This window comes from Pseudomonas sp. FP2196 (genome assembly GCF_030687715.1).
GTDB lineage: Bacteria > Pseudomonadota > Gammaproteobacteria > Pseudomonadales > Pseudomonadaceae > Aquipseudomonas.
The window spans coordinates 948,850-971,666 of record NZ_CP117445.1 but is presented as its reverse complement, the minus strand read 5'-3'; the positions used below and the strand labels follow the sequence as shown (position 1 = coordinate 971,666).

Below are 22,817 nucleotides of genomic sequence, written 5' to 3'. Positions count from 1 at the left end.
CGCGAGGGCTGGCGATAGTCGTTCAGCGCAGGTTCAGCGACGAACCGGGCGCTTCTGCAGTTTGCGCTGCAGGGTACGGCGATGCATGCCCAGGGCGCGGGCAGTGGCGGAGATGTTGCCTTCGTGCTCGGTGAGCACGCGCTGGATGTGTTCCCATTGCAGGCGGTCGACCGACATCGGGTTTTCCGGCACCAGAGTGTCGAGGTCGGCGTGCTCGGAGAGCAGTGCGGCCAAAACGTCATCGGCATCGGCCGGTTTGCACAGGTAGTTGCAGGCGCCACGCTTGATCGCCTCGACCGCAGTGGCAATGCTCGAATAACCGGTGAGGATCACCACGCGCATTTCCGGGTCGAGTTCGAGCAACTTCGGCAGCAACACCAGGCCGGAGTCGCCGTCCATCTTCAGGTCCAGCGCGGCGTAGTCCGGCAGATCGGCCTGGGCGATGGTCAGGCCTTCCTCGGCGGAACCGGCGGTGCTGACGCGAAAGCCACGGCGGGCCATGGCGCGGGCCATCACGCGGGTAAAGGTCGCGTCGTCGTCGACCAGCAGCAAATGCGGCAGTTCTTCGCCTTCAACTTGGATTTCGTCACTCATGTTGGTCTCCTCGGGCGCCGTGGGGCAGGCGCAGCTCGGTGAGCGTGCCGCCTTCCTCATGACTATAGAGTTTCACTGAGCCGCCGGCGCGTGTCACGCTGGCCTTGCTCAAAAACAGGCCCAGGCCGAAACCTTTGCCCTTGGTGGTAAAAAACGGTTTGCCGATCTGTTCGGCAATGGCCAACGGCACACCGGCGCCGTGGTCGCGAATGCTGATGGTCAGGTTTTCCGCGTCCCAGTCCAGCGTTACCTTGAGGTTCTCCGGGCAGGCGTCGGCGGCATTGTTGAGCAGATTCAACAGGGCCTGAGTCAGATCCGGCGGCGGCGCCATGCGCGGCACCGTGCCCTGGCCGAGACGATGGAAGCGATAACTGGCTTCCGGACGCATCAGGTGCCAGCGGTTCAGCGCTTCGTCGAGCCACACCGTAACGTCCTGCATCTCCACCGCCAGACGCCGGTTGGCTTCGGCGGCGCGCACCAGTTGCTGCAAGGTTTCCTTGCACAACTTGACCTGATCCTGCAGCACTTTCAGATCGTCCTGCAACATCGGGTCGGGATGATCCTGTTGCATCTCCTTAAGCAACACACTCATGGTCGCCAGCGGCGTGCCCAGCTCATGGGCGGCGCCGGCGGCTTGGGTGGCGACGGCGAGCAACTGCTGGTCACGCAGGCCTTCTTCGCGGCGGATCGCGCGCAATTCTTCCTGACGGCGCAACTCTTCAGCCATGCGTGCAGCGAAAAAGGTGATGACTGCTGCGGCCAGGGCGAAGCTCAGCCACATGCCGTAGATCTGCAGGTTCTCGCGGGCCACCGGCAGGGTTTCCAGCGGATAGAACCGCGTCAGCATCAAGGTGTACAAGGCCAGCGCGATGCCCGACAGGATCACCGAATAGCGCCACGGCAGCGTCACCGCAGCGATGGTCAGAGGCACCAGATAATAGGAAACAAACGGGTTGGTCGAACCGCCGGAGAAATACAGCAGCGCACTGTGGATAACCAGATCGCAGGCCAGTTGCAGCGCGTATTCGAGTTCGGTCACCGGCCACGACGTACGCAAGCGCACGGCGGTAAACACGCAGAGCAGCGTCGAACAGCCGAGGGTCATCGCCAGTTGCACCCACGGCAACGGCAACAGTTCCAGCCAATAGGCCAGGCCTACGGACCCAGCCTGCGCGGCGAGCACCAGAGTGCGGATGAATGTCAGCCGCCAGAGGTTCTGGCGAGTGGCGGAAGTCAATTGTACGGGGGCGAGCATGAGCTCTCCTGATGAGCGCTCCAGGCGGATCGCACGGAGTATAACCAAGCCGCGCCCTTGAGAGGCGAAAGTGCGGCAAACGACCACATGGCGTTGCCTGAAAACTCGGCTACGCCGAACAGAGTTCTGAAGGTATTTGGGATCAATGTGGTGAGGGGATTTATCCCCGATGGGCTGCGAAGCGGCCCCATATCTTGTAATCCGGCTCATTCAGGCATACCGCATGCGCTGGATGGCGGCTGCTGCGCAGCCGATCGGGGATAACTCCCCCCGCCACAGAAGCACTCCCCATTGCGCGCTGCCATCTGTATAGAAGTTGTAACTGGGCGAACCGGATCATGGAAGCTAGAGTCTGATGGTTCACGCAGTCTAGAACTGAAAAAACCTGCGCCCCCATCAAGGAGCTTTCATGCACACATTTCGCCGCAGCGCCGCCCTTCTCGCCCTGACCATCGGCAGCGTCGCCAGCCTTCCATCCCTGGCCGCCGATGAGCTGCACTACAACCAGATTGCCCTGCGCGCCGAAGTCAGCCAGGAAGTGGCCCGCGACCTGATGATCGTGACCCTCTACACCGAAGAACAAAACACCGACCCGGCCAAACTCGCCGCCGACGTCAGCACCACCATGAACAAGGCGCTGGCCCAGGCCAAGCAAGTCAAAGACATCACCCTGCGCCAGGGCAGCCGCAACAGCTACCCGATCTACGACACCAAAGGCCAGAAGATCACCGGCTGGCGTGAACGCGCCGAACTGCGCCTGGAAAGCGCCGACTTTGCCGCCCTGTCCAAACTCACCGGCGAATTGCTGACCGACCTGAAAATGGGCGGCATGGACTTCGCCATCGCCGACCCGACCCGCAAAGCCAGCGAAGACGCGCTGCTCAAAGAAGCCGTCACCGCCTTCAAGGCCCGCGCTCAACTGGCCACCGACGCACTCGGCGGCAAGGGCTACAAAATCGTCAACCTGAACCTCAACAGCAACGGCTACCCACAACCGTACCTGCGCGCGCCGATGATGATGAAAGCCGCCGGCATGGATTCGGCACCGGTGACGCCTGAGGTTGAAGCCGGCACCAGTCAGGTCAGCATGACGGCGGATGGCTCGATTGAAGTGATGATGCAGTGATGTGATGTGGGCTGAATGAAAAACCGGCGATCAGACAATGATCGCCGGTTTTTTTGTGCCTGGGATTTGTGGTGCTTGAGCTGTCGCCATCGCGAGCAGGCTCGCTCCCACAGTTGGAATGCGTACTCCTGTGGGAGCGAGCCTGCTCGCGAAGAACGATGACGCGGTAGCCCTGGGGATCAGGTTTGTGGATCAACCCGATCCAGCGCCCGGTTTACCGCAAGCTCGGCCAACATGATGATCTGCTGAATACCGAGCACCGTATTGCGCTGCGTGCCGCCCAACTCGTTGGCAAAGTTGCTGGCTGCGGCACTGGCAGAGGCCAGTGATTCGCAGGCGTGCGCTAGCAGGCTTTCAGTGTCGACGTTGGGACAGACCATGAACATCGTGCTCGGTTGACGCGGTTTTCTGGGTTGGGGACAGAGATAGAAATCGAGGGCGCGCTTGATGGCTTCGCGGTTTCTGGCGAGGTCATCGGCGCGGAGAGCTTCTTCAAGTGGGGTTGGTTTATCTTCCGGTGGATCGGGTACAGGCTTAGTCATGCGTTTCACCTATGAAATTGAGCCATCTCCTGCCGTTTCTCACACGGCGAAGAGGTGGCAGCTTTGTGCGGGGTGAGAAAACCGGTCATAGGCACCCGGCCAGACATAAGTCTGCCCGCACAGAGCCGCCATAACGCATTTGCATGCAGCGGATTGGCTGGCGGCAATTATGCGGGCATGAACACTGAATGACTATGAATTGCCGGGTTCTCACACCCGATCGCTGAGTTTCAGCGACACCCAAAGCCTAGAGATCGCACGTCCGACGGACAACCTGAAAACCTTGTGGGAAGGTTCTGGTAATTCGAGACCTTTTTAAACAGCCCAAAAGCCAACGGATTTCCGGGAGCGCAGCAGGCTTGCCGAGCCCCAAGGTCGTTACCTCGGGGCATCGCCGGTTAAACCTGCTCGCCACCCTCCGTCGTCGGCGCCGGACGCCGGCGCAGGCCCGTGCTATGGGCCAGATCGCCCAGCAGGTTGGCGCCGGAGAGCGCAACATTGCCAACCGCTTCGGTGCCGGTAGTCAAGGCATTGCCGACTCGCGTCGCACCTGAAGACAGGGCTTCACCCGTGTTAGTGGCCAGCGTATTCAGGCCTTCTCTGGCGGAGGTGTAGGTGTTGCCGGCAAACTCACCGGTTGCCCTTGCGCCCGCGGCAATACCGGCCTTGGTGCTGTTTGCCAGCTCCAGCGTCTTGGGCGGAATGTCTTCCTGAATGACTTGGACGCCCTTGTCCGCCGCCGGACCGGTCAGCACGCCGGCCGCCGCGTAGGCGCTGAACGTTGCCGCAGAGCCCGCCACGTTGGTCAGGTGATCCAGCGCCGACACCGCCCCCGGCGTCATGCCAGCCTCGGCCGCCGCCGTCTTGACCGCGCCGCGCGCCAGAGTTGTCAACGCGAATCCGCCGCCCAAGGCACCACCGTTGGCAACGAGGCTGCTCGCGGTGAGCGAATCGCGCACCGAACTCAGGGTATTGCTCGCGATATCCAAGGGAAGTTTAGCGGCGCGCTTGGCACCGTTGATAAGAGGGTCGCGCGAAGGACTGCAATCCTTGAGCACCTGGAGTTGTTTTTCCCAGTCCTTACGGCCGAAAAATTGCGCGCCACCGACCAGACCGGCGGCTTTGTTGTTTTTGTGCATGATGGCCGCGTACCCGGCACCGGCCGCCATCCCGCCCACCGAGCCGATCACCGTGTCGGCAGCGGCGGCAGCCTTGGGCCCCAGCGTCGCGTTAAGTGTCGCAGCAACACCCAGACGCACGGCGTTACGCACGGTGAAGGTCTGGAAAGCCGCGGCACTTTGCAGCACCTGCTTGCCCGGGTTCGCTTGCGCCTTGGCTTTTTGCGAGGCCTCCATTACCGGCTCCAACATCTCGTCCGGCGCCTTGAGCCACAGCGTGTCCTCGGTCGCCGTCTTCAGCAACCCGGTCCCCACGGCATCGGCGGCACCGGACACGGCCCCGGCAATGAAACCGGTGTAGGCAGGGTTGCCAGTCGCGTCCGCAGTCACGCCGGGTACCTTATCGAGCACCACCGTGGCCACGCCAAAAGGCAAGCCACCCACAGCACCTTGCGTAGGGACGGTCACCCGGTCCATGCGTTCGGCCTTTTCCATCAACTGATCGATTTCATCAGGCAGGTAGTCCAAGGCGTGCATTTTGGTCGCGCGATCGTTGACCAGTGTTTCTATCTCCTCAGCGTTTTCAGCGGTTTTGTGCCCCTCGAACAGCGTCGTCAACTTGCCCTTCAGACCTTCGAGCGCCTCCGGACTGCCTCGGGTTATGGCACCCGCCGCACTCGTAGAGGTAGACGCTCGAGGCGTGTGCATTTCGATGTCGTTGCTCCGGATCGACGATGGTGAACGATGGTTGATCGGTGGCGCTTGCATGGGCTTTCCCTCTTGGCTTTTTAAGGTGTCCTGTTCAGTGATGTGTCGCCTGGGTCATCAGCCCGGCAACTGTCCTTTGCCGCTGCCGATGATTTCGGCGAACTTCAGTACGTCGGCCGGGTAACTCGAACCACCCACGCCACCGGCGTCGGCCAGATTGTTCAGATTGACCTTGTCCGGCCCCGAGTTGTAGGCCCGCAAGGCGGCGCCCATGTTGCCGTCGAAGGCCTTGCTTTGATCGCGCAGGTAAAGCGCACCGGCCATGATGTTGTCGTGGGGATTGTTGACGTCGGCATTACCGAGCAGCCCCGGGTTTTCCTTTTTCAAAGCGGCGAAGGTGTCGGCGTTGACTTGCATCAGGCCCGCGTCTTTCTTGCCGTTGACGTTGGTGGTGTCTTCACCGAGTTTGCCTCTGGACTCAGCCCAGATTTGCCCGGCGATGACATTCGCCGGCATGCCGGTCTGTTTCGCCGCGTCGAGAATGTCGGCACGGTACGGTTCCAGTTGCGGCGGCAAATGCAACTCGCCGCTGCCGCTCAGCCCCGTCTCTGGCGCAACGCCCTGCGTCGACGTTGTCGCGTTGACTTCACGTGGCCCACCCGACTCCCCCGCTCCCGAGCCGCCCTGTGTCGCGAGGTTTTTGGCGCCGACCGGCGATGACGATTCACCGCCCTCGTCTTCCTTGGATTTCAAAAGTGATTGCAGCCATTGCATGACGGCTTTCTGAATCACCTCCAGCAACTGTTCAAGCAAGTCCGACTGCCCAGATGCGGCCTGCGGGCCATGCGCTCCGGGCTTGCCATTGAGCTCCTGGTGCGGGCCGAAATTGACTTGCTGTTGCGCACGATGGGCGAAAATCCCCTGGCCACTGCTGGCCAGGTTCTGATGCTCGCCACCGAACGCGTTGCCGTGGCCTGCGTGTTTGCCGAAGGCTTGTGATGACGGGTTATGCCCGTTTGCAGAATCTTGCACAGCGGTGCGAATCGGCGAAATGGATAGGTTCACTGCGTTTTCCTCTGTTAGGGCATGACGTGACGCGGTGGTGGATCAATGGGCCTTGGGAATCCCGAACTGCTCCAGGGTCGGGTCAACGTTGTGGTCGAATTGCTTCTGCGAGGAGTGTTTCTTCACCGCCTCAACGATGGCGGCGATGCCGAAACCAATGCTCATGGCCGCGTCGATCACCCAGCCCACGGGACCGGCCGCTGCGCCGATGGCCGACGCCGCCGCCAGCCCTGCAGCCTCCCCCGCCACGGCTCCGGCAATCCGTCCACCGATGGAGCCGGCCATGCGCCCGAGCCCGGCCGAAGCCTCACGGCCGGCCAATTTGCGCATTGCATCGACGCCATCCTTGGCGGTCGAGAGGCCTTGTTTGGTGTTGTCGTAGGCATCCTTGATTTGCCGGGCTTTGCCTTTAGGCGCTACGGCATCCGAGACCGAACCGGACGCACCCGCCCCTTCACCGGCGTTTTCCAGCAACTCGCGACCTTTTTTCGATTGCTGTAACTGGCCGACGGTGGCGTCCACGTAACTCGCTTGCTGACGCTGAACGAAGTCCTGGGGCAGCACGGCGTCATAGGCAGCTTTCTGCGCATCGCTGGTTTGCAGGGACTGGCCGGCGTCAGCCTTTTTCTGCCCCAGCAACTGCTTGAGCGAACCGCCTTCACTGAAATTGTTGACGTAGGACTGTTGCAGCCTGCTCTGCACATCCGCGCGGTTGCCGACCACTTGCGCAGCCGTGGGCAGGTTGGCGTCGGGGCCCAACAGGTCCTGGTGCATTTGCAGTTGCGCCGACAAACCGCCAAGGGCGCCGCTGTAGTCGGGGCTGGCGTCCTTTTTCAGATTTTTGTCGGCGTTGCTCATGTCGTTGCTCAGCGACTGGCCGCTCACCACGTTTTGCAACTGTGCCTTCACCGCTTTGCCCAGGGAAGGATCGCTGGCCACCAGCGCGCGTTCCTGAGCGGGGATGGCCTGGTTCATGTAGGCCTGCACGTCCGGGTCGTCCTGTAACTGGCCGATTTTTTCCGCCAGGGCGTCTTCAGTCTTGCCGGTTTTGCGTAGATCGGAACCGGCAACGACGCTCTGCTGGGTCTGTTGCAACTTGACCATCACCGCCGCTTTCTGCGCCCCGGTGTAGTTCTGCGGTTGCTCGAAAACGTCTTTGCCCAGCTTGCTGATGTCAGTGTCCGCAACGGCATTCAGGGTCGCCGCATCGCTGAGCATCCCGGCGAATTCGCCGCCGTTGGTGGGCGCCTGGTTCTTGATCCAGTTGCTGATGTTCGCCGCGTCGAATTTTTTGTCCGGGCCGTGGGTGGCCAGGTCTCGCCCTTTGAGCCCGCCCTGGTCGAGCATGTTTAGCAGGCCCGGCTGCGACCAGGTTTTCGACGCTTGCTTGAGCGGTCCGGCGAGCCCGGGATTGTTGTCCTGCAACGCCTTCAGGCCGTCGGCGTCCATGTACCGATCGACTTTGGTCTCGCCGTCAACGCCCGCCGCATGTTTGGGGTTGGCGGCATTGGCGAGCGGACCGTTGGCTTGCAACAACGAGGCCGAGCGGACCATCTGCAACGACTGCGGATCGGCGTTGGGATGGTCCTTCTGGTAATTGGCCAGGTCCTTGTCGGCGCTGTCTGCCGCGCCTTGCATTTTCTTGGCAAACGCCTTGAGGTCGCCATCGGTGATTTTGCCGTCAGCCTTGCCACCGTGTTTGCCGGTATCGACAGCGGTTTTCAGGGCCGGATTGTCGTTGATGAATTTCATCGCCTTGGCCGCATCCGGGCCTTTTTCCGTGGCCATCAGGGCGGCGGCGATCGGCCGGTTCAACTCCTTGGCCGCCTGCTCGCGTTGCTCCGGCGGCAAGTCCGCCACCAACGGTGCCCAGCGTTCGAGCTCTTTGGGGGAGGAGTATTTCGAGTCATCGAGCAATTGCGCTTCGGGGCTGGTGGCCGTCGCCGGGTCGGACGCAGGCTTCGTCGTATCGACTGTCGAGGAGCGGCTAACGGGCTGGGTGTCGGCGAGCGGCCGTGACAATGTCGTGCGTTCATCGCCGCCGAGCAACCGCTTCATCACCAGCCCCAACAGGTTCGGCGATTGAGCATCGTTGGGGCGGGCCGCCAACGTCTGCGACCCGGTCTGCTGCCCGAACTGCACACCGCCACCCGGGGCGGACAGTACGTTAGGTTTGGCATTCTCCAACGCGGGCCGCGACGACCTGTCGCCGCCCAACAATGGAGTGCCGGTTGCGGGTAACGGAGTGTTGGAAATGCGCATGAGAGGTCGCCACTTTCAGTCGGACAATGCCGATGTGTGGCGTCGCAGGCTCAAACGGTTCCCACCCTGCGGTGAATAAGTTGCCCAATCGATCCGCAAGGCCTCAGAAAACACAGGGCACGCTGCGCTTGAGTTGCTCCCGCGCCCGGGACAAGCGCGAGCGCACGGTGCCGATCGGCACCCCCAGGCTCGACGCGGTGTCTTGATAGTTGCCATCCATTTCCAGGCTGACCCGCAGCACTTGTTGCATGGTTATCGGCAACGAGCCAATGGCTCGGACCACCCGCGCCAGTTGCCGGTGATCGTCCACTTGCGCACCGATGTCGCAACCATCGCTGACCTCCTGCTCTTCGCGGTCTTCCCAACTTTCCTGGAATGGTTGTTTGTACAGCTTGCGAAAGTGGTTGCGAATCAGGTTCAGGGCGATGCCGCACAGCCAGGTTTGTGGCTGCGAGTCGTACCGAAACTTATGTTCGTTACGCAGCGCTTCGAGGAACGTGGCTTGCAGGATGTCCTCCACATCGTCGAGGTTCATCACGCGTTTTTTAATGAAAATTCTGAGTTTGTGCACCTGCTCGGTATTGAGCTGACGGAGGCGGGAAACAGGTGCTGGATAGGTCATCGAATCGCTGGAAAGCATCGCTATAAACCATTTCAGGATATGTCCCAGGGCTATAGCGATATGTATGCCAATCGACACATTCTTGTACCTGACTGATTTTCAACGATTTTTAAAATAGTTACCGGGGGTTTCTGTGCAAGTTCTTGCACAAGCCGATTGGATCCAATACCGGATCTGGCACACCGACACCGATTGCCATCGACATGGAACCGGATCGCCAGGATCGCCCACTCACTGCGCATAACCCCTGACAGACATGCGCTATGAAGATCGCGGCTCCGAACATTCCCCATGTCCAGCAACCGGCCCCGGCGACGCCTGTACGGTCGGCGGCCCTGCTTGCCCAGAGCACGCCGCCGACCAATCAAGGCACTTCGACTCAGCAAGTCACGCGGTTTGCCTCGGCACTGATTCAACAGAGCAGGACGCTGAGCCAGCGCGATCTGATGGCCAGCACCAATGCGCTGCAATCCAAGGCCGTCAAGCTCGGTGAGCTTTATCAACTGCTGATGGGCAGTCAGGACAAGGGTCTGGACAGCGCGGCCCGGGAGCTGCGCAAACAACTGAAAAACCAGACGCCGACCCTTGCGCAAGTTTTGGCACTCAGTGGTGACGATGCCGCCAAGGCCCATGTGTTGCTCCAGGCCGCTTCGCGCCAGGCCTATAACGAAGGGGCCAGCAGCGAACACGTCAACCTGAACCAGCAACTCAAGCTGCTGCGGCGCGAACACGGCAGCAAGGCCCAGGCCGGCATCAACACTGCCCGGGCGTTTGCCAAGTCCAGCCTCAACCCGCAACGCCGCCAGACCCTGCGCGATTTGTACTATTCGGGTGTGGTCGGCCAGCAAAGCATTTCCGGGCTGATCGACACCCTGCTCGGCCAGGAAGAAGGTGAACGGCAATTTGCCCCGACCCTGCGCGACCTGCGCGGCGCCATCGCCGACGACCTCGCGGCTCTGAACCCGTCGAGCACTCAACAACAACTGCGCAACCTCATGCACGGCCTGAACACCGCCCGCCATGTCGCGACGCTGTTGCAAACCAGCGAGCACTTGCTGGGCCGCATGCGCGGCAAAAACCCCGCATTGCAATTGAATGCACCGACCTTTCTCAAGCACCTGCTGACGCTCTCGGGCAAGGGCATGAACCTGCATGAAACCCTGCAACTGACGCAATTTGTCGGCGGTAGAAAACTCAAGCACCAACTGGCCTTCCTCAACGGTCTGCGTCCGATGCTGCAGCAGTTGCCCATTTTGTTATGGCGCGACCTCAAAGCCCGCCAGACCGCCTTGGGAAACTTGCTGACGCTGATGGCGGAGCTCACCCGCCAAGAGCAGAACCAGACCCTGGGGAACACTGCCTGATGCAATGGATTATTAATGCGCTCAACCAGGTCGCCCTGGCGGCGATGCGCCGCTCGGAGATCGTCGGCGCGTTTGTCGTGCTCGCCATCGTGTTCATGATGATTACCCCGCTGCCGACCTGGCTGGTGGACATCCTGATTGCCATCAACATCTGTATTTCTTGCCTGCTGATCATGCTGGCCATGCAACTGCCGCGCCCGCTGGCGTTCTCGACCTTTCCCTCGGTGTTGCTGATTACCACGATGTTTCGCCTGGCGCTGTCGATTTCCACCACCCGCCTGATCCTGCTGGACCAGGACGCCGGGCACATCGTCGAGGCCTTCGGGCAGTTCGTGGTCGGTGGCAACCTGGCGGTGGGCATGGTGATTTTCATGATCCTCACTGTGGTCAACTTCCTGGTGATCACCAAGGGCTCGGAACGGGTGGCGGAAGTCGGCGCGCGGTTCACCCTTGACGCCATGCCCGGCAAGCAGATGTCCATCGACAGCGACTTGCGCGCCAACCTGATCAGCGTCCACGAAGCCCGCCGCCGCCGCGCGGAACTGGGTAAGGAAAGCCAGTTGTTCGGCGCCATGGACGGGGCGATGAAATTCGTCAACGGCGATGCCATTGCCAGCCTGATCATCGTCGCGATCAACATGATCGGCGGGATCTCCATTGGCGTGATCCAGCACGGCATGACCGCTGGCGACGCGGTGCAGTTGTACACCGTGCTGACCATCGGCGATGGCCTGATTGCGCAGATTCCGGCGCTGCTGATTTCTGTCACTTCGGGGATGATTATCACCCGGGTGTCCAACGACAATCCGGGGGTGGAAGCCAACATCGGTCGCGAGATCGCCGAGCAAATCACCAGCCAGCCCAAGGCCTGGATCATTGCCTCGGTGGCGATGCTGGGGTTTGCCGCGATGCCGGGGATGCCGACGGCCGTCTTCATCGTGATCGCGATCATCTGCAGCCTCGGCGGCGTGCTGCAAATGCAGCGGGCCAAACCCAAATCCGCGCAGGACCAACCGGTCGCCGTGGCGCCGGAGGACAACGGCAACGAAGACTTGCGCACCTTCACCCCGAGCCGGCAGTTTTTGCTGCAATTCCACCCCCGCCAGGACATGGCGCAGATCGAAGCGCTGGTCAGCGAAATCCGTCAACGGCGCAACCGCCTGGTGGTGCATTACGGCCTGACCCTGCCCTCGTTCATCATCGAGACCGCCGAGCACCTGGCGCCGGATGAATTCCGTTTCTCGGTCTATGAAGTGCCGATGCTGAAGGCCACGTTCAACCAGACCCACGTCGCCATCGACGTCGGTGCACTGGAGGCCGGCCAATTGGAACAGGCCGTTGCCGGCAGTCTCGATCGCCAGGAAAGCCAATGGCTATGGTTGCCTGCCGATGCCGCGCAGTTGCAGGGCAGCGCGGTGGAAACCATCAGCCCCGGCACCCTGATTGTCGAGCGCATGGAGCGCGCCTTGCAGGCGTGCGGGCCGCAGTTCATCGGGTTGCAGGAAACCAAGGCGATCCTCGGCTGGCTCGAATCCGAACAACCGGAACTCGCCCAAGAGATGCAACGGGTGCTGCCTCTGGCGCGTTTCTCCTCGGTGTTGCAGCGGTTGGCGTCTGAATGCGTGCCGCTGCGGGCAATCCGGGTGATCGCCGAAACCCTGATCGAACACGGTCAGCACGAACGCGACATCACCGCCCTCACCGACTACGTGCGCATCGCCCTCAAATCGCTGATCTACAACCAGTACTGCGGCGCCAACGGTTTGCTGGTGTGGCTGCTGACCCCGGAAAGCGAAGGCATCCTGCGCGACAGCCTGCGCCAGACCCAGACCGAAACTTTCTTTGCCCTGAGCAACGGCTCGAGCCAGCAACTGGTGCAGCAGCTGCGCATTGCCTTCCCCCTACGCGCGGCCGAACGTGCCGTGCTGCTGGTCGCACAGGACTTGCGCAGCCCGTTGCGCACCTTGCTGCAGGACGAATTCCACCATGTTCCGGTGCTGTCGTTCGCCGAGATCAGCAACGTCGCCGAAGTGAAAGTGATGGGCCGTTTCGATCTGGAAGAAGACCAACAAGCGCTGGAGGACGACTATGCGGCCTGATGCCCGGAGACTGTCGTGATGTTTGAATTGCGGGTGTTGAGTGGCCTGCACCAGGGCGCCGCATTGCCGTTGGTTGGTGAACAGTGGCTGATCGGCGCCGACGCCGGGCACGATCTGGTGCTGTATGACCCCGGTGTCGCCACCCTGCATTGTCGGTTGACCCGAACCGAGGACGGCTGGCAGTTGAACGCCGAAGACAGCCTGATTAACGACGAAGAAGGCCACGCCCGCACGGTGACCGAACTGGCGCCAAACCAGACGTTCGCCCTGGGCAATGTCTGGCTGTGCCTGTCGGCCGCCGAGCAGGCGTGGCCGCTGGTGCCGGTGGCGGCACAAACACAAAACGTCGAAGACACACCCGGGCAATCACCGCCGCTGAAAAAAGTGACCTCACGCTCGACGCGATTCGACCGCACCGGTGCCGTCATCGTCGGCGTGTTGATCGGCATCATGGGCAGTGCCTGGGGCTTCAGTCGCGGTGGTTCAAGCCATCCAGTCGAGGCCATCAAAGCCCCCGAGGCCGCCGTCGTCGCGCCGGTGTCCACGGGCAAACCGAAACCCCTTGATGCGCCAGCGGCGAAAGTCAAACTGGCGACTCGCGAAGCGGTGCGTCGTCAACTCAACCTGTTGCTCAGCGACCGTCTGTTGACCGACGTCAACATCGAAGACAGCGACGAAGGACTGGCCCTGACCGGTAGCCTGAAGGATGACGCATTGCTGGTCTACCAACGGATGCTGCAACACTTCAACGAGCGTTACGAATTGCCGGTGCCGTTGCTCGACCAGGTTGCCACGGCAGGGGCCGGCCTGCCCTTCGTGATCGTGCAGATCATCGGTGGCACCAACGCCCATCTGGTCACCAGCGAGGGCCAGCGGCTGTACATCGGCGATACCCTCGAAGGCCTGCGCCTGAGCCGGATCGACGATCAGCGCATCGAGTTCGACGGCGACCGGCATGTCGAGGTGCGCTGGTGAACGCGGCCCTGGCGCAATGGACCCGCGAACAGACCGAACGACTGTCGAAGGCCTCGGCGGTGCGCATCAGCGGCCGTGTCTCGGCGGTCAGCGGCATTCTGCTGGAGTGCCAGGTGCCAGCGGCGAAGATCGGAGACTTGTGCGAAGTGAGCAAGGCCGATGGCAGCGCCATGCTCGCCGAGATCGTCGGTTTCACCACGCAATGCACCTTGCTGAGCGCCTTGGGCACCCCGGACGGCATCCAGGTTGGCGCGCGCATTCGCCCGTTGGGCATGGCCCATCGCATTGGCGTCGATGACAGTTTGCTCGGCCGCGTGCTCGACGGTTTCGGCCGACCGCTGCTGGGGGATGGCGACGGTGCGTTTGCCGGTCTGCATGACCGCCGCACCACCACCCCGGTGATCGCCGACGCCTTGCCGCCAATGCAAAAGCCACGGATCAGTTCAGCGCTGCCCACCGGCATCCGCGCCATCGACAGCGCGATCCTGCTGGGGGAGGGCCAACGGGTCGGGCTGTTCGCCGGGGCCGGTTGCGGCAAGACCACGCTGCTGGCGGAAATGGCGCGCAACATGGATTGCGATGTGATCGTCTTCGGCTTGATCGGTGAACGGGGTCGCGAGTTGCGTGAATTTCTCGACCATGAACTGGACGACACCCTGCGTCAGCGTTCGGTGCTGATCTGCGCCACGTCCGACCGCTCCAGCATGGAACGCGCCCGCGCGGCGTTCACCGCCACAGCCATCGCCGAAGCGTTTCGCAAGCGCGGCATGAAAGTCTTGCTGCTGATCGACTCCCTGACCCGGTTCGCCCGGGCCCAGCGCGAAATCGGCATCGCCGCCGGTGAGCCGTTGGGCCGCGGCGGTTTGCCGCCGTCGGTATATACCCTGTTGCCGCAACTGGTGGAGCGCGCCGGCATGAGCGAAAACGGCTCGATCACGGCGATTTACACGGTGCTGATCGAGCAGGATTCCATGAACGATCCGGTAGCCGATGAGGTGCGCTCGCTGCTCGACGGCCACATCGTGCTCTCGCGCAAACTCGCCGAGCGCGGGCATTACCCGGCCATCGACGTGCCCGCCAGCATCAGCCGGATCCTCAGCAACGTCACGGGCCGCGAACACCAGCAAGCCAACAATCGCCTGCGCCGCTTGATGGCGGCCTATCGACAAGTGGAGATGCTGCTGCGCCTGGGCGAATACCAGCCGGGGTCCGACCCCGTCACCGATTGCGCGGTGCAACTTAACGACGCCATCAACGCCTTCCTGCGCCAGGACCTGCGCGAACCGGTGCCGCTGGAAACCACCCTTGAACTGCTTACGCAACTCACCTCGCAGTTGCCGGAGTGAGCATGGACGACGAGCTCGAAGCCGACCCGAACCGAGTGGCCATGGAGCAAGTGATCGGCGTGCTGACGCCCTTGCGCCAGCATCGTCAGGCTCGCGCCGAACGCGCCCAACGCCAGTTGCAGGACGCGTTGACGTCGATGCACGAGCAGTTGCGCCTGACCGAGCATGCCTGGGTTCAGGAGCGGGACAACCAGAAGGTCCGGCGCCAGCAGTTGTCCGCCGCGCACCTGGAAAAAACCATGGAGCTGGGCGACGTCGATCGCTGGCATGACAAGGAGCGCCGCATGCTCGACCGACTCGCCTACATCCGCCAGAGCGCCAACCAATTGCGCCACGGCATCGAACTGCAACAACAACGCATCGAGCAAGCGCGGCTGGAGGCCAAGGCCCGGCAACGGGCCGTGGAAAAACTCGCCTGCCTGAGCGAGAACCTGAATGAGGAGTGAGCCGTTGAACGCACCGATCCATCACCCGCCTGCGCGCCCGCCACAGAAAGCGGCGCCAGCGGCGATCCAGCCTCAGAACGAGCATTCGCCCGCCAGCAACCCGGCGCCTCGGCGCAACGAGCCGGAGCGCAATCGTTTCGCCGACAACCGGGTGAATCAGGGCCGCGACAGCAGTCGCCACCTGGACGCCGACGGGTTGTACTTCGAACAACTGCTGCTGCCCTCGGGCGGCGGCAAGGGCGACCAGTCCGGCACCGGTAGTGGCAGCCACTTCAACATGTTCGCCCCGGCAGACGGCGTGCCGACGCAGTTGATCGACGAACTGGCGCTGCAACTGCCGGCCCACGGCAACCAGCCCTTCAGCGCCACGCTGTTGATGCCCAACCTGGGCAAGGTGCAGGTCCGGGCGAACAAGCGCGACCGCCTCTGGGCGATTGAGCTGGGCTTCGAACGCAGCGACGTGCTGGAGCGCTTGAGCGCCCGCCATCAAGCCTGCGAAGAGGCATTCTCCAAGGCGCTGGGACACGATGTCGAGCTGTCGATGGGTGGCGCATGAAACCGTTGAAACTGCGTCAGGTGTCGCCCTCGGTCGCCAACGCCAGTCGTCTGCTCGGGCGTGGTCGCAGGCTGGCGTTCTCCAGCGCTGGCGATAACGGCCAACTGACCCTGAGCCCGATGCTGTCCCCCCAAAGCGCTGAAACCATGGCATTTGGCAGCGCCCGTGGCCTGTTACGCCTGAGCAATGCCGATGCGATGCTGAGCCTGTTCGGTGCTGCGCCGGTGGTGTGCGCCGGGCCGCTGCAAGCTTGGTACTGGCAATACGTGAATCAGCAACTGAGCCCGGTGCTGGCCGGGGTGTTCGCGCCGCTGGAACCGCTTGAGGGGGTCGATGAACCGCTGCCCGATCGCCTCGATTGCCGCCTCAGCGTGCAACTGGCCGGCGAAACCGTCCACGGCGTACTGAGCTGCGCCGCCGACACCCTGCTGCGGATCCTGGACGCCGCCCGCTGGCAAGCCATCGAACAACCGTTGCCGGGAGACTGGTCGCTACGCTACCCGGTGGTGCTCGGTCACCTGGCCCTGACGATTAACCAATTGCGCTCGTTACGGGTCGGCGATGTGCTGCTGCCCAGCGAGACGCTTTTCGACAGTGAAGGTAACGGCCAACTGCGCCTGGGCCAACGTTACTGGAGCGTCGAGCCCCAGGCGTCGAACGAGCATTTGCAGCTACGGCTGATCCGCGAAGAGGACCTTCACGATGGACAATGACGTGCTGTACGAAGACGTGCTGCCGGAGATCGATGGCGACGTTGCCGAAGCAGAAACCGAAGCGCCCGAGGCTGCTGACGATGAGGCGCCAGTCGAATCGCTGACGGAAGATCCCGTCCTGCCCTCCTCGCCCCTGGCCGGTCTGAGCCTGGACCTGACGGTGCGCAGTGGTGGCGTCAGCCTGAGTCTGGAAGACTTGCAACACCTGGCGCCAGGTTCGGTATTGGAGGTCGCTGGCGTGGCGCTCGGCGAAGCGACCCTGTGCCATGGCGAACGGGTCGTGGCGCACGGCGAACTGGTGGACGTGGACGGCCGCCTCGGTCTGCAAATCACGCGCGTGGTATTCGACCGATGATTATGGAGGGCATGAACCCGATCATGCTCGCGCTGCTGCTCGGCGCGTTGTCATTGGTCCCGCTGTTTTTGATCGTCTGCACGGCGTTCCTGAAAATTTCCATGGTGCTGTTGATCACCCGCAACGCCATCGGCGTGCAGCAAGTTCCACCGAACATGGCGATGTACGGCATTGCGCTCGCCGCGACGATGTTCGTCATGGCCCCGGTGGCGAACGAGATTCAGCAACGGGTTCACGACAACCCGCTGGAAATGGGCACCACGGAAAAACTCCAGGTCAGCGCCAACACGGTGATGGAGCCGATCCAGCGCTTCATGAGCCGCAACACCGACCCCGACGTGCAAGCGCACTTGCTGGAAAACACTCACCGCATGTGGCCGGCGGAGATGGCCGAAAAAGCCAGCAGCAACGACCTGCTGCTGGCGATCCCGGCGTTCGTGCTGTCGGAGTTGCAGGCCGGGTTTCAGATCGGTTTTCTGATCTACATCCCGTTCATCGTCATCGACCTGATCGTCTCCAATCTGCTGCTGGCGCTGGGCATGCAGATGGTCTCGCCCATGACCATCTCGCTGCCGCTCAAGCTGTTGCTGTTTGTGCTGGTGCAGGGTTGGTCGCGGCTGCTCGATAGCCTGTTTTATTCCTATATGTGAGGCCCACCGTGGAAGCGTTGGCACTGTTCAAGCAAGGCATGTTTCTGGTGGTAATCCTCACCGCCCCGCCCCTCGGCGTCGCAGTGCTGGTCGGCGTACTGACGTCACTGGTGCAAGCGCTGATGCAGATCCAGGATCAGACCTTGCCCTTCGGTATCAAACTGGCCGCCGTCGGTCTGACCCTCGCCGCCACTGGGCGCTGGATCGGTGTGGAGCTGATCCAGTTCATCAACCTGTCATTCGATCTGATCGCCCGTTCCGGCGGCGCCCATTGATGCCGTTCGACGCCGAGAGCCTGTTCGAGCTGATGCTCGGCATGGGCCTGGCCATCGCGCGGATCCTGCCGTGCCTGATTCTGGTCCCGGCGTTCTGCTTCAAGCACATCAAGGGGCCGCTGCGCTATGGCGTAACTTGCGCGATTTCGCTGGTGCCTGCGCCTAGCATCGGCCGGGTGCTGGCCCTGGAAAACGACAACTGGTACACCATCGTCGGGCTGCTGCTCAAGGAGTCGGTGCTGGGGGTGCTGCTGGGGTTGTTGCTCTACGCACCGTTCTGGATGTTCGCCACGGTCGGGGCATTGCTCGACAGCCAGCGTGGCGCCTTGAGTGGCGGCCAGATCAACCCGTCGCTGGGGCCGGACGCCACGCCACTGGGCGAGTTGTTCCAGGAAGCGCTGATCATGTTGGTGATTCTGTCCGGCGGTCTATCGCTGATTACTCAGGTGATCTGGGACAGCTATGAAGTCTGGCCGCCTACCGTATGGCTGCCGGGGATGAACGGCCAGGGGCTGGATATTTTCCTCGGCCAGTTGAACCTGACCCTGCAACACGCATTGCTGTACGCCGCGCCGTTCATTGGTTTGCTGCTGTTGATCGAAGCCGCGTTCGCTATCGTCGGGTTGTACGCCCAGCAACTGAATGTCTCGGTGCTGGCAATGCCGGCCAAGAGCATGGCCGGGCTGGCGTTCCTGATTGTGTACCTGCCGACGCTGCTGGAACTGGGTAACGGTCAACTGCAAAAGTTGCTCGACCTGAAGTTTCTGCTCGGGCATCTGGTGCTGGTGCCATGAGCGAAAAAACCGAAAAGGCCACGCCCAAGAAACTGCGCGATGCCCGGGAGAAAGGCCAGGTCGGGCAGAGCCAGGACCTGAGCAAACTGCTGGTGTTGATGGTGGTCAGCGAGGTATGCCTGGGCATGGCCGATCAAAGCGTGGAGAAGCTCGAACACCTGCTGAGCCTGTCGTTGACGCGCATGAACGAACCGTTCCTCAGCACCTTGACCGAACTGATCGGGGAGGCCACCTGGGTGTTGATCTCGTTCATCGTGCTGAGTGTCGGCGTGGCCATACTGATGCGCCTGGCCGGCAGCTGGATACAGATTGGCTTTCTGTTCGCGCCCAAGGCCTTGAAGATCGACCTCGGCAAACTCAACCCGATCGGCCACCTCAAGCAGATGTTTTCCGGGCAGAACCTGACGACGCTGCTGCTGAGCATCCTCAAGGCCATCGCCATCGGCGTCACGCTGTACGTGTCGATCAAACCGGTGCTGGGCAAGTTGATCCTGCTGGCCGATTCGGACCTGACCACCTATTGGCACGCCCTGCTCACGTTATTTCGCAGCATTCTGCGCAGCACCCTGGGCTTGCTGCTGGTGCTCGCGCTGGTCGATTACGCGCTGCAGAAGTATTTCCACGCCAAGAAAATGCGCATGAGCCACGAGGACATCAAGAAGGAATACAAGGAATCCGAGGGCGACCCGCACGTCAAGGGTCATCGCCGGCAACTGGCCCACGAACTGCTTAACGAAGAACCGACGACGCCGGCCAAACCGCTGGAAGACGCCGACCTGCTGCTGGTCAACCCGACGCACTTTGCGGTGGCTTTGTACTACCGGCCAGGCCAGACGCCGTTGCCGCTGATTCACTGCAAGGGCGAAGACGAAGACGCCCTGGCGCTGATAGAGCGGGCCAAACGGGCGAAGATTCCGATCGTGCAAAGTGTGTGGCTGGCGCGCACCTTGTACAAGGTCAGAATCGGCCGCCACATCCCGCGCCCGACCTTGCTGGAAGTGGCGCATATCTACCAGGTGATCCGTCAGCTCGATGAGATCACCGACGAGATCATTCAGCTCGAAGAGCACTGATCCAGAGCGCCGGATTCACGAAACTGCAACGTTAAAAGGCTTCAATGGCCTTCAAAACTTCCGGCAGTGCAGCCCATGAATCCGACCCAGCGACAGCCGCTCGACACGCCCCTTCCCGAAGCCGCCGCCGCGTGGCTGTTCAACGCCGCGAAACACTTGGGCATCGCCGAACAGCCGGCCCGCGACTTTGCCAGCAGCGGCGAATTGCAACTGCCGGGACTGACCCTGCAATTGACGCGTTGGCAAAGCGAACCGGTGACGCAATGGATCGTGTTGGCGCAACTGCCGCGCCCCGACAACCTGACCCCATTGCTGTGGAATGAGTTACTGCTGCGGGCCAACTGCAGCATCAGTGCCATGAGCGCATGCGTCGGGGCTCTGGACGAACGCGGTCACGGCTTGCTGGTCAGTCGCCTGGCGTATCGGCCGTACTCCGATCACCCAGGTTTGGCCAGCGAACTCGATCAACTGATTGCCGTCGCCGAAAGCCTGGTGGCTGGCGCCACGGCGTTGAGTTCGGCCACCGGGCACAGCGAGCCGTCCTCCGTTGCGCCACCGCCGTCCAGCCCGGACACGGCACCAGCCGCCAAGGCTGCCATGGAGCAGCGCTGGCATCGGCCTTTGCTGATTCAAGCGTTGCAGCGATTGGGCATTGAACCGCCGCCCGCGGCACACCTCCAGACCGTCGGCGTGATTCGAATCGGCGCTCGCTCGTTTGAAGTGATTGCCGACGGCGACCAGCGCAATGTGCTGGTCAGCACACCCATCGACACGCCGCTACGCAGTGCCGTCCAACGGGAACAGGCCTTGCGCGCCAACCTGCAATTGATGCTCCTGACAGGCTGCGCTGTCGCCCTCGCACCGCAGGGCAGTTGCCTGCAAAGCCGCTGGGACAGCACCGGGCTGGACGGCGAGGCCTTCGCCGACTGGCTGCTGGACGTTGCCCAACTGGCCGACAGTTTTGTCGCGCCTTCGCCCGCCGCGCTACCGAAGAGGAATCCGGCATGGACGTAAGACCCGCAACACCCAGCATTGTCCCCCACCCGGCAACGCACCTTGAACTGCAACCACTGGGCGCGGGCCGCACCCCGGCAGACCTGGAACGCGGGCAGACGCCACCGCCACCGCCCGGTTTCACCACACGGGCGGCGCAAGCGGCGATGAGCCTGGGCCAGACGTTCCACCGTGGCTACTTGTCCCCGGCGTATGCCAGCGTCAGCCAGGCCGGTGCGGCAGTTCGCGATCAGGCCGTGCGCACGGGTGTTGCGACCGGGCAAGGCATCAAGCGCGGCGCAGTGCAAGCCTGGAGTGACAGCGCCGCCAATCTGCCCTCGGGGCGCACCACCCTCGCGGCGGCCGGCCAGACCCTGCAACAGATGGTCACCTGCGGCCTGCCGACTTACGCCCGCGAAATCGCGTTCATGCATGCCTATAGCGCCTTGGCCGATGGCCTCGCGCAGAAAAGCCCCGGGGGTGCCCTGGCGTTGCAAGCGGCGATTTCCCTGGCGTCGATCGCCACGCAGGTCTACGTGCGTCAACCGCGTCTGGAGCGTCTCGGCGCCGAGTCGACTGTTGCCGTGCGCGGTCACTTTGCCTTGAGCGAAGCCAAATGGAATGGCCTGACACCCGATAAACAAGACGCCTTGCGCACACAGATGCAGCGCGATTCACGCAACGTCACGCGCAACCAGGTCGCCGCCGAGGCCATCTACCTGAGCCTCGGCGCACTGGGCGCGGCTCGCGGTGACGGCGCCTTGAGCGCGCGGATTCTCTCGACCCAGTTACGCAACGTGATCTACGCCGTGTCGCGTGAAGCCATGCAGGCCAGCCTGAGCATGACCGGCAAGCACGACGACACCAAAACCCACGGGGTCAACCAGGACAACATGGCGTTGCTCGGCTGGGCCTACGGCGCGATGACCCTGACCATGGGTTTCGTCCAGGATTCGGTCAGCCCGCAGACCTTGCCGCCGGGTCAGACTCTGTCGAGCCCGGCATTGACCGGCGCTGATAATCTGCCGCTACGGGGTGAGGCGCTGGCGCAATCGATCCAGACCCTGGCCGGGACTCGCGCGGCGTTCAACACCGTGATCGCGATTATGGACAATCACCTGCAAAAGCATTTCGATACCCGCCAGGCCGGCACCACACAGCAGTTTGAGGCGAGTCTGCCACTCAAGGATTACGGACGGATTCTCGATCAATCCCCGGCCCGCGTAGCCTGGACCAGCCTGGCCAGCGCCATCAACATGGCCATGGGCGAACTCACGCGCGGCAACACCTCGGCGGCCCTCGGCAGTTTCCTCGGCAACGCCGGTACCGCGGCGGCTATGGGGTTGGCCTATCGCACCATGAACCAGACGTTCCAGGCCCACGGCAGTGTGCGCAAGGCCCTCGACACCCCGCCGGCCCCGGAGCAACACGTCATCACCCGACCGAGCGGCGAAACTCAGGGCGGCGCCGTCACCCATCGCAGGGCCAATGCCTTGCGCGCGCAATTAGAGAACGCTCAGGAAGATCAGTGAGCGCCATCGCCCAAGTGATCGAGCCCCGCCAGCAGCAGTTGATGCTGGCGGATATCGTCCAGGCAAACCTGGCTGCCCGAGCCGATGGGCGTGGCGTGCCACACCACGAAATCGCGCTGGGAATCGAGGAACAGGAAGTAATCGGGAAACAGGTGCGACTGGGTGAATCGCCGCTCCAGTGCCGTGCGCAGTTGCTGGGGTTTAAGCGAGCGACTTTCGATGTGCAAGGCAATGCCCCAGTCCTGGTGTTCGCGGCGACTGACAAATGAAATGCCCGCCGCGACCGGCCAGACAGCAGCCTGTTCGGCAGCGACCTTTGCGTAGAACGCAGCCTTCTCTGAAACTCGGATCATA

General features: G+C 62.4%; 23 protein-coding genes. 15 read left to right on the top strand and 8 right to left on the bottom strand.

Going from position 1 to position 22,817, the window contains the following annotated elements; translation table 11 throughout:
• Positions 1 to 33: 33 nt before the first annotated feature.
• Positions 34 to 594, bottom strand: a complete 561-nt coding sequence (locus tag PSH79_RS04240) for a response regulator transcription factor (RefSeq protein ID WP_007942792.1) — start codon at positions 592 to 594, stop codon at positions 34 to 36.
• Positions 587 to 1,849 (bottom strand): ATP-binding protein, encoded by a 1,263-nt coding sequence (locus PSH79_RS04235; RefSeq protein ID WP_305441390.1) that lies wholly within the window; start codon positions 1,847 to 1,849, stop codon positions 587 to 589. Before PSH79_RS04235 ends, PSH79_RS04240 begins: the two co-directional genes overlap by 8 nt.
• Before the next feature lie 409 nt (positions 1,850 to 2,258).
• Here PSH79_RS04235 and PSH79_RS04230 point away from each other — a divergent pair, with 409 nt between their 5' ends.
• Positions 2,259 to 2,975 carry an SIMPL domain-containing protein gene (locus PSH79_RS04230; RefSeq protein WP_305441389.1) on the top strand — a complete coding sequence of 239 codons (717 nt, stop codon included), beginning with the start codon at positions 2,259 to 2,261 and terminating at the stop codon, positions 2,973 to 2,975.
• Positions 2,976 to 3,154: 179 nt separating this feature from the next.
• Here PSH79_RS04230 and PSH79_RS04225 read toward each other — a convergent pair whose 3' ends face one another.
• From PSH79_RS04225 to PSH79_RS04205, 5 genes are all read right to left on the bottom strand, one after another.
• Positions 3,155 to 3,517 (bottom strand): DUF6124 family protein, encoded by a 363-nt coding sequence (locus tag PSH79_RS04225; protein WP_305441388.1) that lies wholly within the window; start codon positions 3,515 to 3,517, stop codon positions 3,155 to 3,157.
• 398 nt (positions 3,518 to 3,915) lie between these two features.
• Complete coding sequence (locus PSH79_RS04220; protein WP_305441387.1) at positions 3,916 to 5,343, bottom strand: hypothetical protein; 1,428 nt, start codon at positions 5,341 to 5,343, stop codon at positions 3,916 to 3,918.
• Positions 5,344 to 5,460: 117 nt separating this feature from the next.
• Positions 5,461 to 6,282 carry a lytic transglycosylase domain-containing protein gene (locus PSH79_RS04215; RefSeq protein WP_370872651.1) on the bottom strand — a complete coding sequence of 274 codons (822 nt, stop codon included), beginning with the start codon at positions 6,280 to 6,282 and terminating at the stop codon, positions 5,461 to 5,463.
• A 168-nt stretch (positions 6,283 to 6,450) separates the two neighbouring features.
• Positions 6,451 to 8,670: a type III effector HrpK domain-containing protein gene (locus PSH79_RS04210; protein WP_305441385.1), complete on the bottom strand. Its 2,220-nt coding sequence runs from the start codon at positions 8,668 to 8,670 to the stop codon at positions 6,451 to 6,453.
• 103 nt (positions 8,671 to 8,773) lie between these two features.
• A complete protein-coding gene (locus tag PSH79_RS04205; RefSeq protein ID WP_305441384.1) occupies positions 8,774 to 9,310 on the bottom strand; it encodes an RNA polymerase sigma factor in 537 nt (178 codons plus the stop codon).
• Between the two features lie 245 nt (positions 9,311 to 9,555).
• On the opposite strand from PSH79_RS04205, the gene sctW reads away from it, so the two are divergent.
• The 14 genes from sctW (at position 9,556) to PSH79_RS04135 (ending at position 22,463) form a co-directional block, all read left to right on the top strand.
• Positions 9,556 to 10,656 (top strand): type III secretion system gatekeeper subunit SctW, encoded by a 1,101-nt coding sequence (gene sctW / locus PSH79_RS04200; RefSeq protein ID WP_305441383.1) that lies wholly within the window; start codon positions 9,556 to 9,558, stop codon positions 10,654 to 10,656.
• On the top strand, positions 10,656 to 12,755 hold the full coding sequence (gene sctV / locus PSH79_RS04195; protein ID WP_305441382.1) for a type III secretion system export apparatus subunit SctV: 2,100 nt from the start codon (positions 10,656 to 10,658) through the stop codon (positions 12,753 to 12,755). Before sctW ends, sctV begins: the two co-directional genes overlap by 1 nt.
• A gap of 18 nt (positions 12,756 to 12,773) precedes the next feature.
• Positions 12,774 to 13,730: an FHA domain-containing protein gene (locus PSH79_RS04190; protein WP_305443869.1), complete on the top strand. Its 957-nt coding sequence runs from the start codon at positions 12,774 to 12,776 to the stop codon at positions 13,728 to 13,730.
• Positions 13,727 to 15,076: a FliI/YscN family ATPase gene (locus PSH79_RS04185; RefSeq protein ID WP_305441381.1), complete on the top strand. Its 1,350-nt coding sequence runs from the start codon at positions 13,727 to 13,729 to the stop codon at positions 15,074 to 15,076. Before PSH79_RS04190 ends, PSH79_RS04185 begins: the two co-directional genes overlap by 4 nt.
• Before the next feature lie 2 nt (positions 15,077 to 15,078).
• Positions 15,079 to 15,522, top strand: a complete 444-nt coding sequence (locus PSH79_RS04180) for a type III secretion protein (RefSeq protein WP_305441380.1) — start codon at positions 15,079 to 15,081, stop codon at positions 15,520 to 15,522.
• A 4-nt stretch (positions 15,523 to 15,526) separates the two neighbouring features.
• On the top strand, positions 15,527 to 16,078 hold the full coding sequence (locus tag PSH79_RS04175; protein WP_305441379.1) for a type III secretion system HrpP C-terminal domain-containing protein: 552 nt from the start codon (positions 15,527 to 15,529) through the stop codon (positions 16,076 to 16,078).
• Complete coding sequence (locus PSH79_RS04170; RefSeq protein WP_305441377.1) at positions 16,075 to 16,791, top strand: type III secretion system protein; 717 nt, start codon at positions 16,075 to 16,077, stop codon at positions 16,789 to 16,791. Before PSH79_RS04175 ends, PSH79_RS04170 begins: the two co-directional genes overlap by 4 nt.
• Positions 16,781 to 17,146 (top strand): FliM/FliN family flagellar motor switch protein, encoded by a 366-nt coding sequence (locus tag PSH79_RS04165; protein ID WP_305441375.1) that lies wholly within the window; start codon positions 16,781 to 16,783, stop codon positions 17,144 to 17,146. Before PSH79_RS04170 ends, PSH79_RS04165 begins: the two co-directional genes overlap by 11 nt.
• A complete protein-coding gene (gene sctR / locus PSH79_RS04160; protein ID WP_123359286.1) occupies positions 17,143 to 17,796 on the top strand; it encodes a type III secretion system export apparatus subunit SctR in 654 nt (217 codons plus the stop codon). The genes PSH79_RS04165 and sctR overlap by 4 nt, the downstream gene beginning before the upstream one ends.
• Before the next feature lie 8 nt (positions 17,797 to 17,804).
• The gene (gene sctS / locus PSH79_RS04155; protein WP_123359287.1) at positions 17,805 to 18,071 is read left to right on the top strand and encodes a type III secretion system export apparatus subunit SctS; all 267 of its coding nucleotides are present in this window, start codon (positions 17,805 to 17,807) and stop codon (positions 18,069 to 18,071) included.
• Positions 18,071 to 18,865: a type III secretion system export apparatus subunit SctT gene (sctT, locus tag PSH79_RS04150; RefSeq protein WP_305441374.1), complete on the top strand. Its 795-nt coding sequence runs from the start codon at positions 18,071 to 18,073 to the stop codon at positions 18,863 to 18,865. Before sctS ends, sctT begins: the two co-directional genes overlap by 1 nt.
• The gene (gene sctU, locus PSH79_RS04145) at positions 18,862 to 19,938 is read left to right on the top strand and encodes a type III secretion system export apparatus subunit SctU (RefSeq protein ID WP_305441373.1); all 1,077 of its coding nucleotides are present in this window, start codon (positions 18,862 to 18,864) and stop codon (positions 19,936 to 19,938) included. Before sctT ends, sctU begins: the two co-directional genes overlap by 4 nt.
• A gap of 75 nt (positions 19,939 to 20,013) precedes the next feature.
• Positions 20,014 to 20,952 carry a CesT family type III secretion system chaperone gene (locus tag PSH79_RS04140; RefSeq protein ID WP_305441372.1) on the top strand — a complete coding sequence of 313 codons (939 nt, stop codon included), beginning with the start codon at positions 20,014 to 20,016 and terminating at the stop codon, positions 20,950 to 20,952.
• Positions 20,943 to 22,463, top strand: a complete 1,521-nt coding sequence (locus PSH79_RS04135) for a hypothetical protein (protein WP_305441371.1) — start codon at positions 20,943 to 20,945, stop codon at positions 22,461 to 22,463. Before PSH79_RS04140 ends, PSH79_RS04135 begins: the two co-directional genes overlap by 10 nt.
• Here the strand turns inward: PSH79_RS04135 and PSH79_RS04130 are convergent.
• Complete coding sequence (locus tag PSH79_RS04130; protein WP_305441370.1) at positions 22,457 to 22,816, bottom strand: type III secretion protein HrpV; 360 nt, start codon at positions 22,814 to 22,816, stop codon at positions 22,457 to 22,459. The two genes, PSH79_RS04135 and PSH79_RS04130, sit on opposite strands and share 7 nt — an antisense overlap.
• Position 22,817: the final 1 nt, after the last annotated feature.

Bases quoted from the DNA above. Each gene is read 5' to 3' on its own strand.
- PSH79_RS04240 (WP_007942792.1), bottom strand. From the start codon at position 594: ATGAGTGACGAAATCCAAGTTGAAGGCGAAGAACTGCCGCATTTGCTG.
- PSH79_RS04235 (WP_305441390.1), bottom strand. From the start codon at position 1,849: ATGCTCGCCCCCGTACAATTGACTTCCGCCACTCGCCAGAACCTCTGG.
- PSH79_RS04230 (WP_305441389.1), top strand. From the start codon at position 2,259: ATGCACACATTTCGCCGCAGCGCCGCCCTTCTCGCCCTGACCATCGGC.
- PSH79_RS04225 (WP_305441388.1), bottom strand. From the start codon at position 3,517: ATGACTAAGCCTGTACCCGATCCACCGGAAGATAAACCAACCCCACTT.
- PSH79_RS04220 (WP_305441387.1), bottom strand. From the start codon at position 5,343: ATGCACACGCCTCGAGCGTCTACCTCTACGAGTGCGGCGGGTGCCATA.
- PSH79_RS04210 (WP_305441385.1), bottom strand. From the start codon at position 8,670: ATGCGCATTTCCAACACTCCGTTACCCGCAACCGGCACTCCATTGTTG.
- PSH79_RS04205 (WP_305441384.1), bottom strand. From the start codon at position 9,310: ATGCTTTCCAGCGATTCGATGACCTATCCAGCACCTGTTTCCCGCCTC.
- sctW (WP_305441383.1), top strand. From the start codon at position 9,556: ATGAAGATCGCGGCTCCGAACATTCCCCATGTCCAGCAACCGGCCCCG.
- sctV (WP_305441382.1), top strand. From the start codon at position 10,656: ATGCAATGGATTATTAATGCGCTCAACCAGGTCGCCCTGGCGGCGATG.
- PSH79_RS04190 (WP_305443869.1), top strand. From the start codon at position 12,774: ATGTTTGAATTGCGGGTGTTGAGTGGCCTGCACCAGGGCGCCGCATTG.
- PSH79_RS04180 (WP_305441380.1), top strand. From the start codon at position 15,079: ATGGACGACGAGCTCGAAGCCGACCCGAACCGAGTGGCCATGGAGCAA.
- PSH79_RS04170 (WP_305441377.1), top strand. From the start codon at position 16,075: ATGAAACCGTTGAAACTGCGTCAGGTGTCGCCCTCGGTCGCCAACGCC.
- PSH79_RS04165 (WP_305441375.1), top strand. From the start codon at position 16,781: ATGGACAATGACGTGCTGTACGAAGACGTGCTGCCGGAGATCGATGGC.
- sctR (WP_123359286.1), top strand. From the start codon at position 17,143: ATGATTATGGAGGGCATGAACCCGATCATGCTCGCGCTGCTGCTCGGC.
- sctT (WP_305441374.1), top strand. From the start codon at position 18,071: ATGCCGTTCGACGCCGAGAGCCTGTTCGAGCTGATGCTCGGCATGGGC.
- sctU (WP_305441373.1), top strand. From the start codon at position 18,862: ATGAGCGAAAAAACCGAAAAGGCCACGCCCAAGAAACTGCGCGATGCC.
- PSH79_RS04140 (WP_305441372.1), top strand. From the start codon at position 20,014: ATGAATCCGACCCAGCGACAGCCGCTCGACACGCCCCTTCCCGAAGCC.
- PSH79_RS04135 (WP_305441371.1), top strand. From the start codon at position 20,943: ATGGACGTAAGACCCGCAACACCCAGCATTGTCCCCCACCCGGCAACG.
- PSH79_RS04130 (WP_305441370.1), bottom strand. From the start codon at position 22,816: ATGATCCGAGTTTCAGAGAAGGCTGCGTTCTACGCAAAGGTCGCTGCC.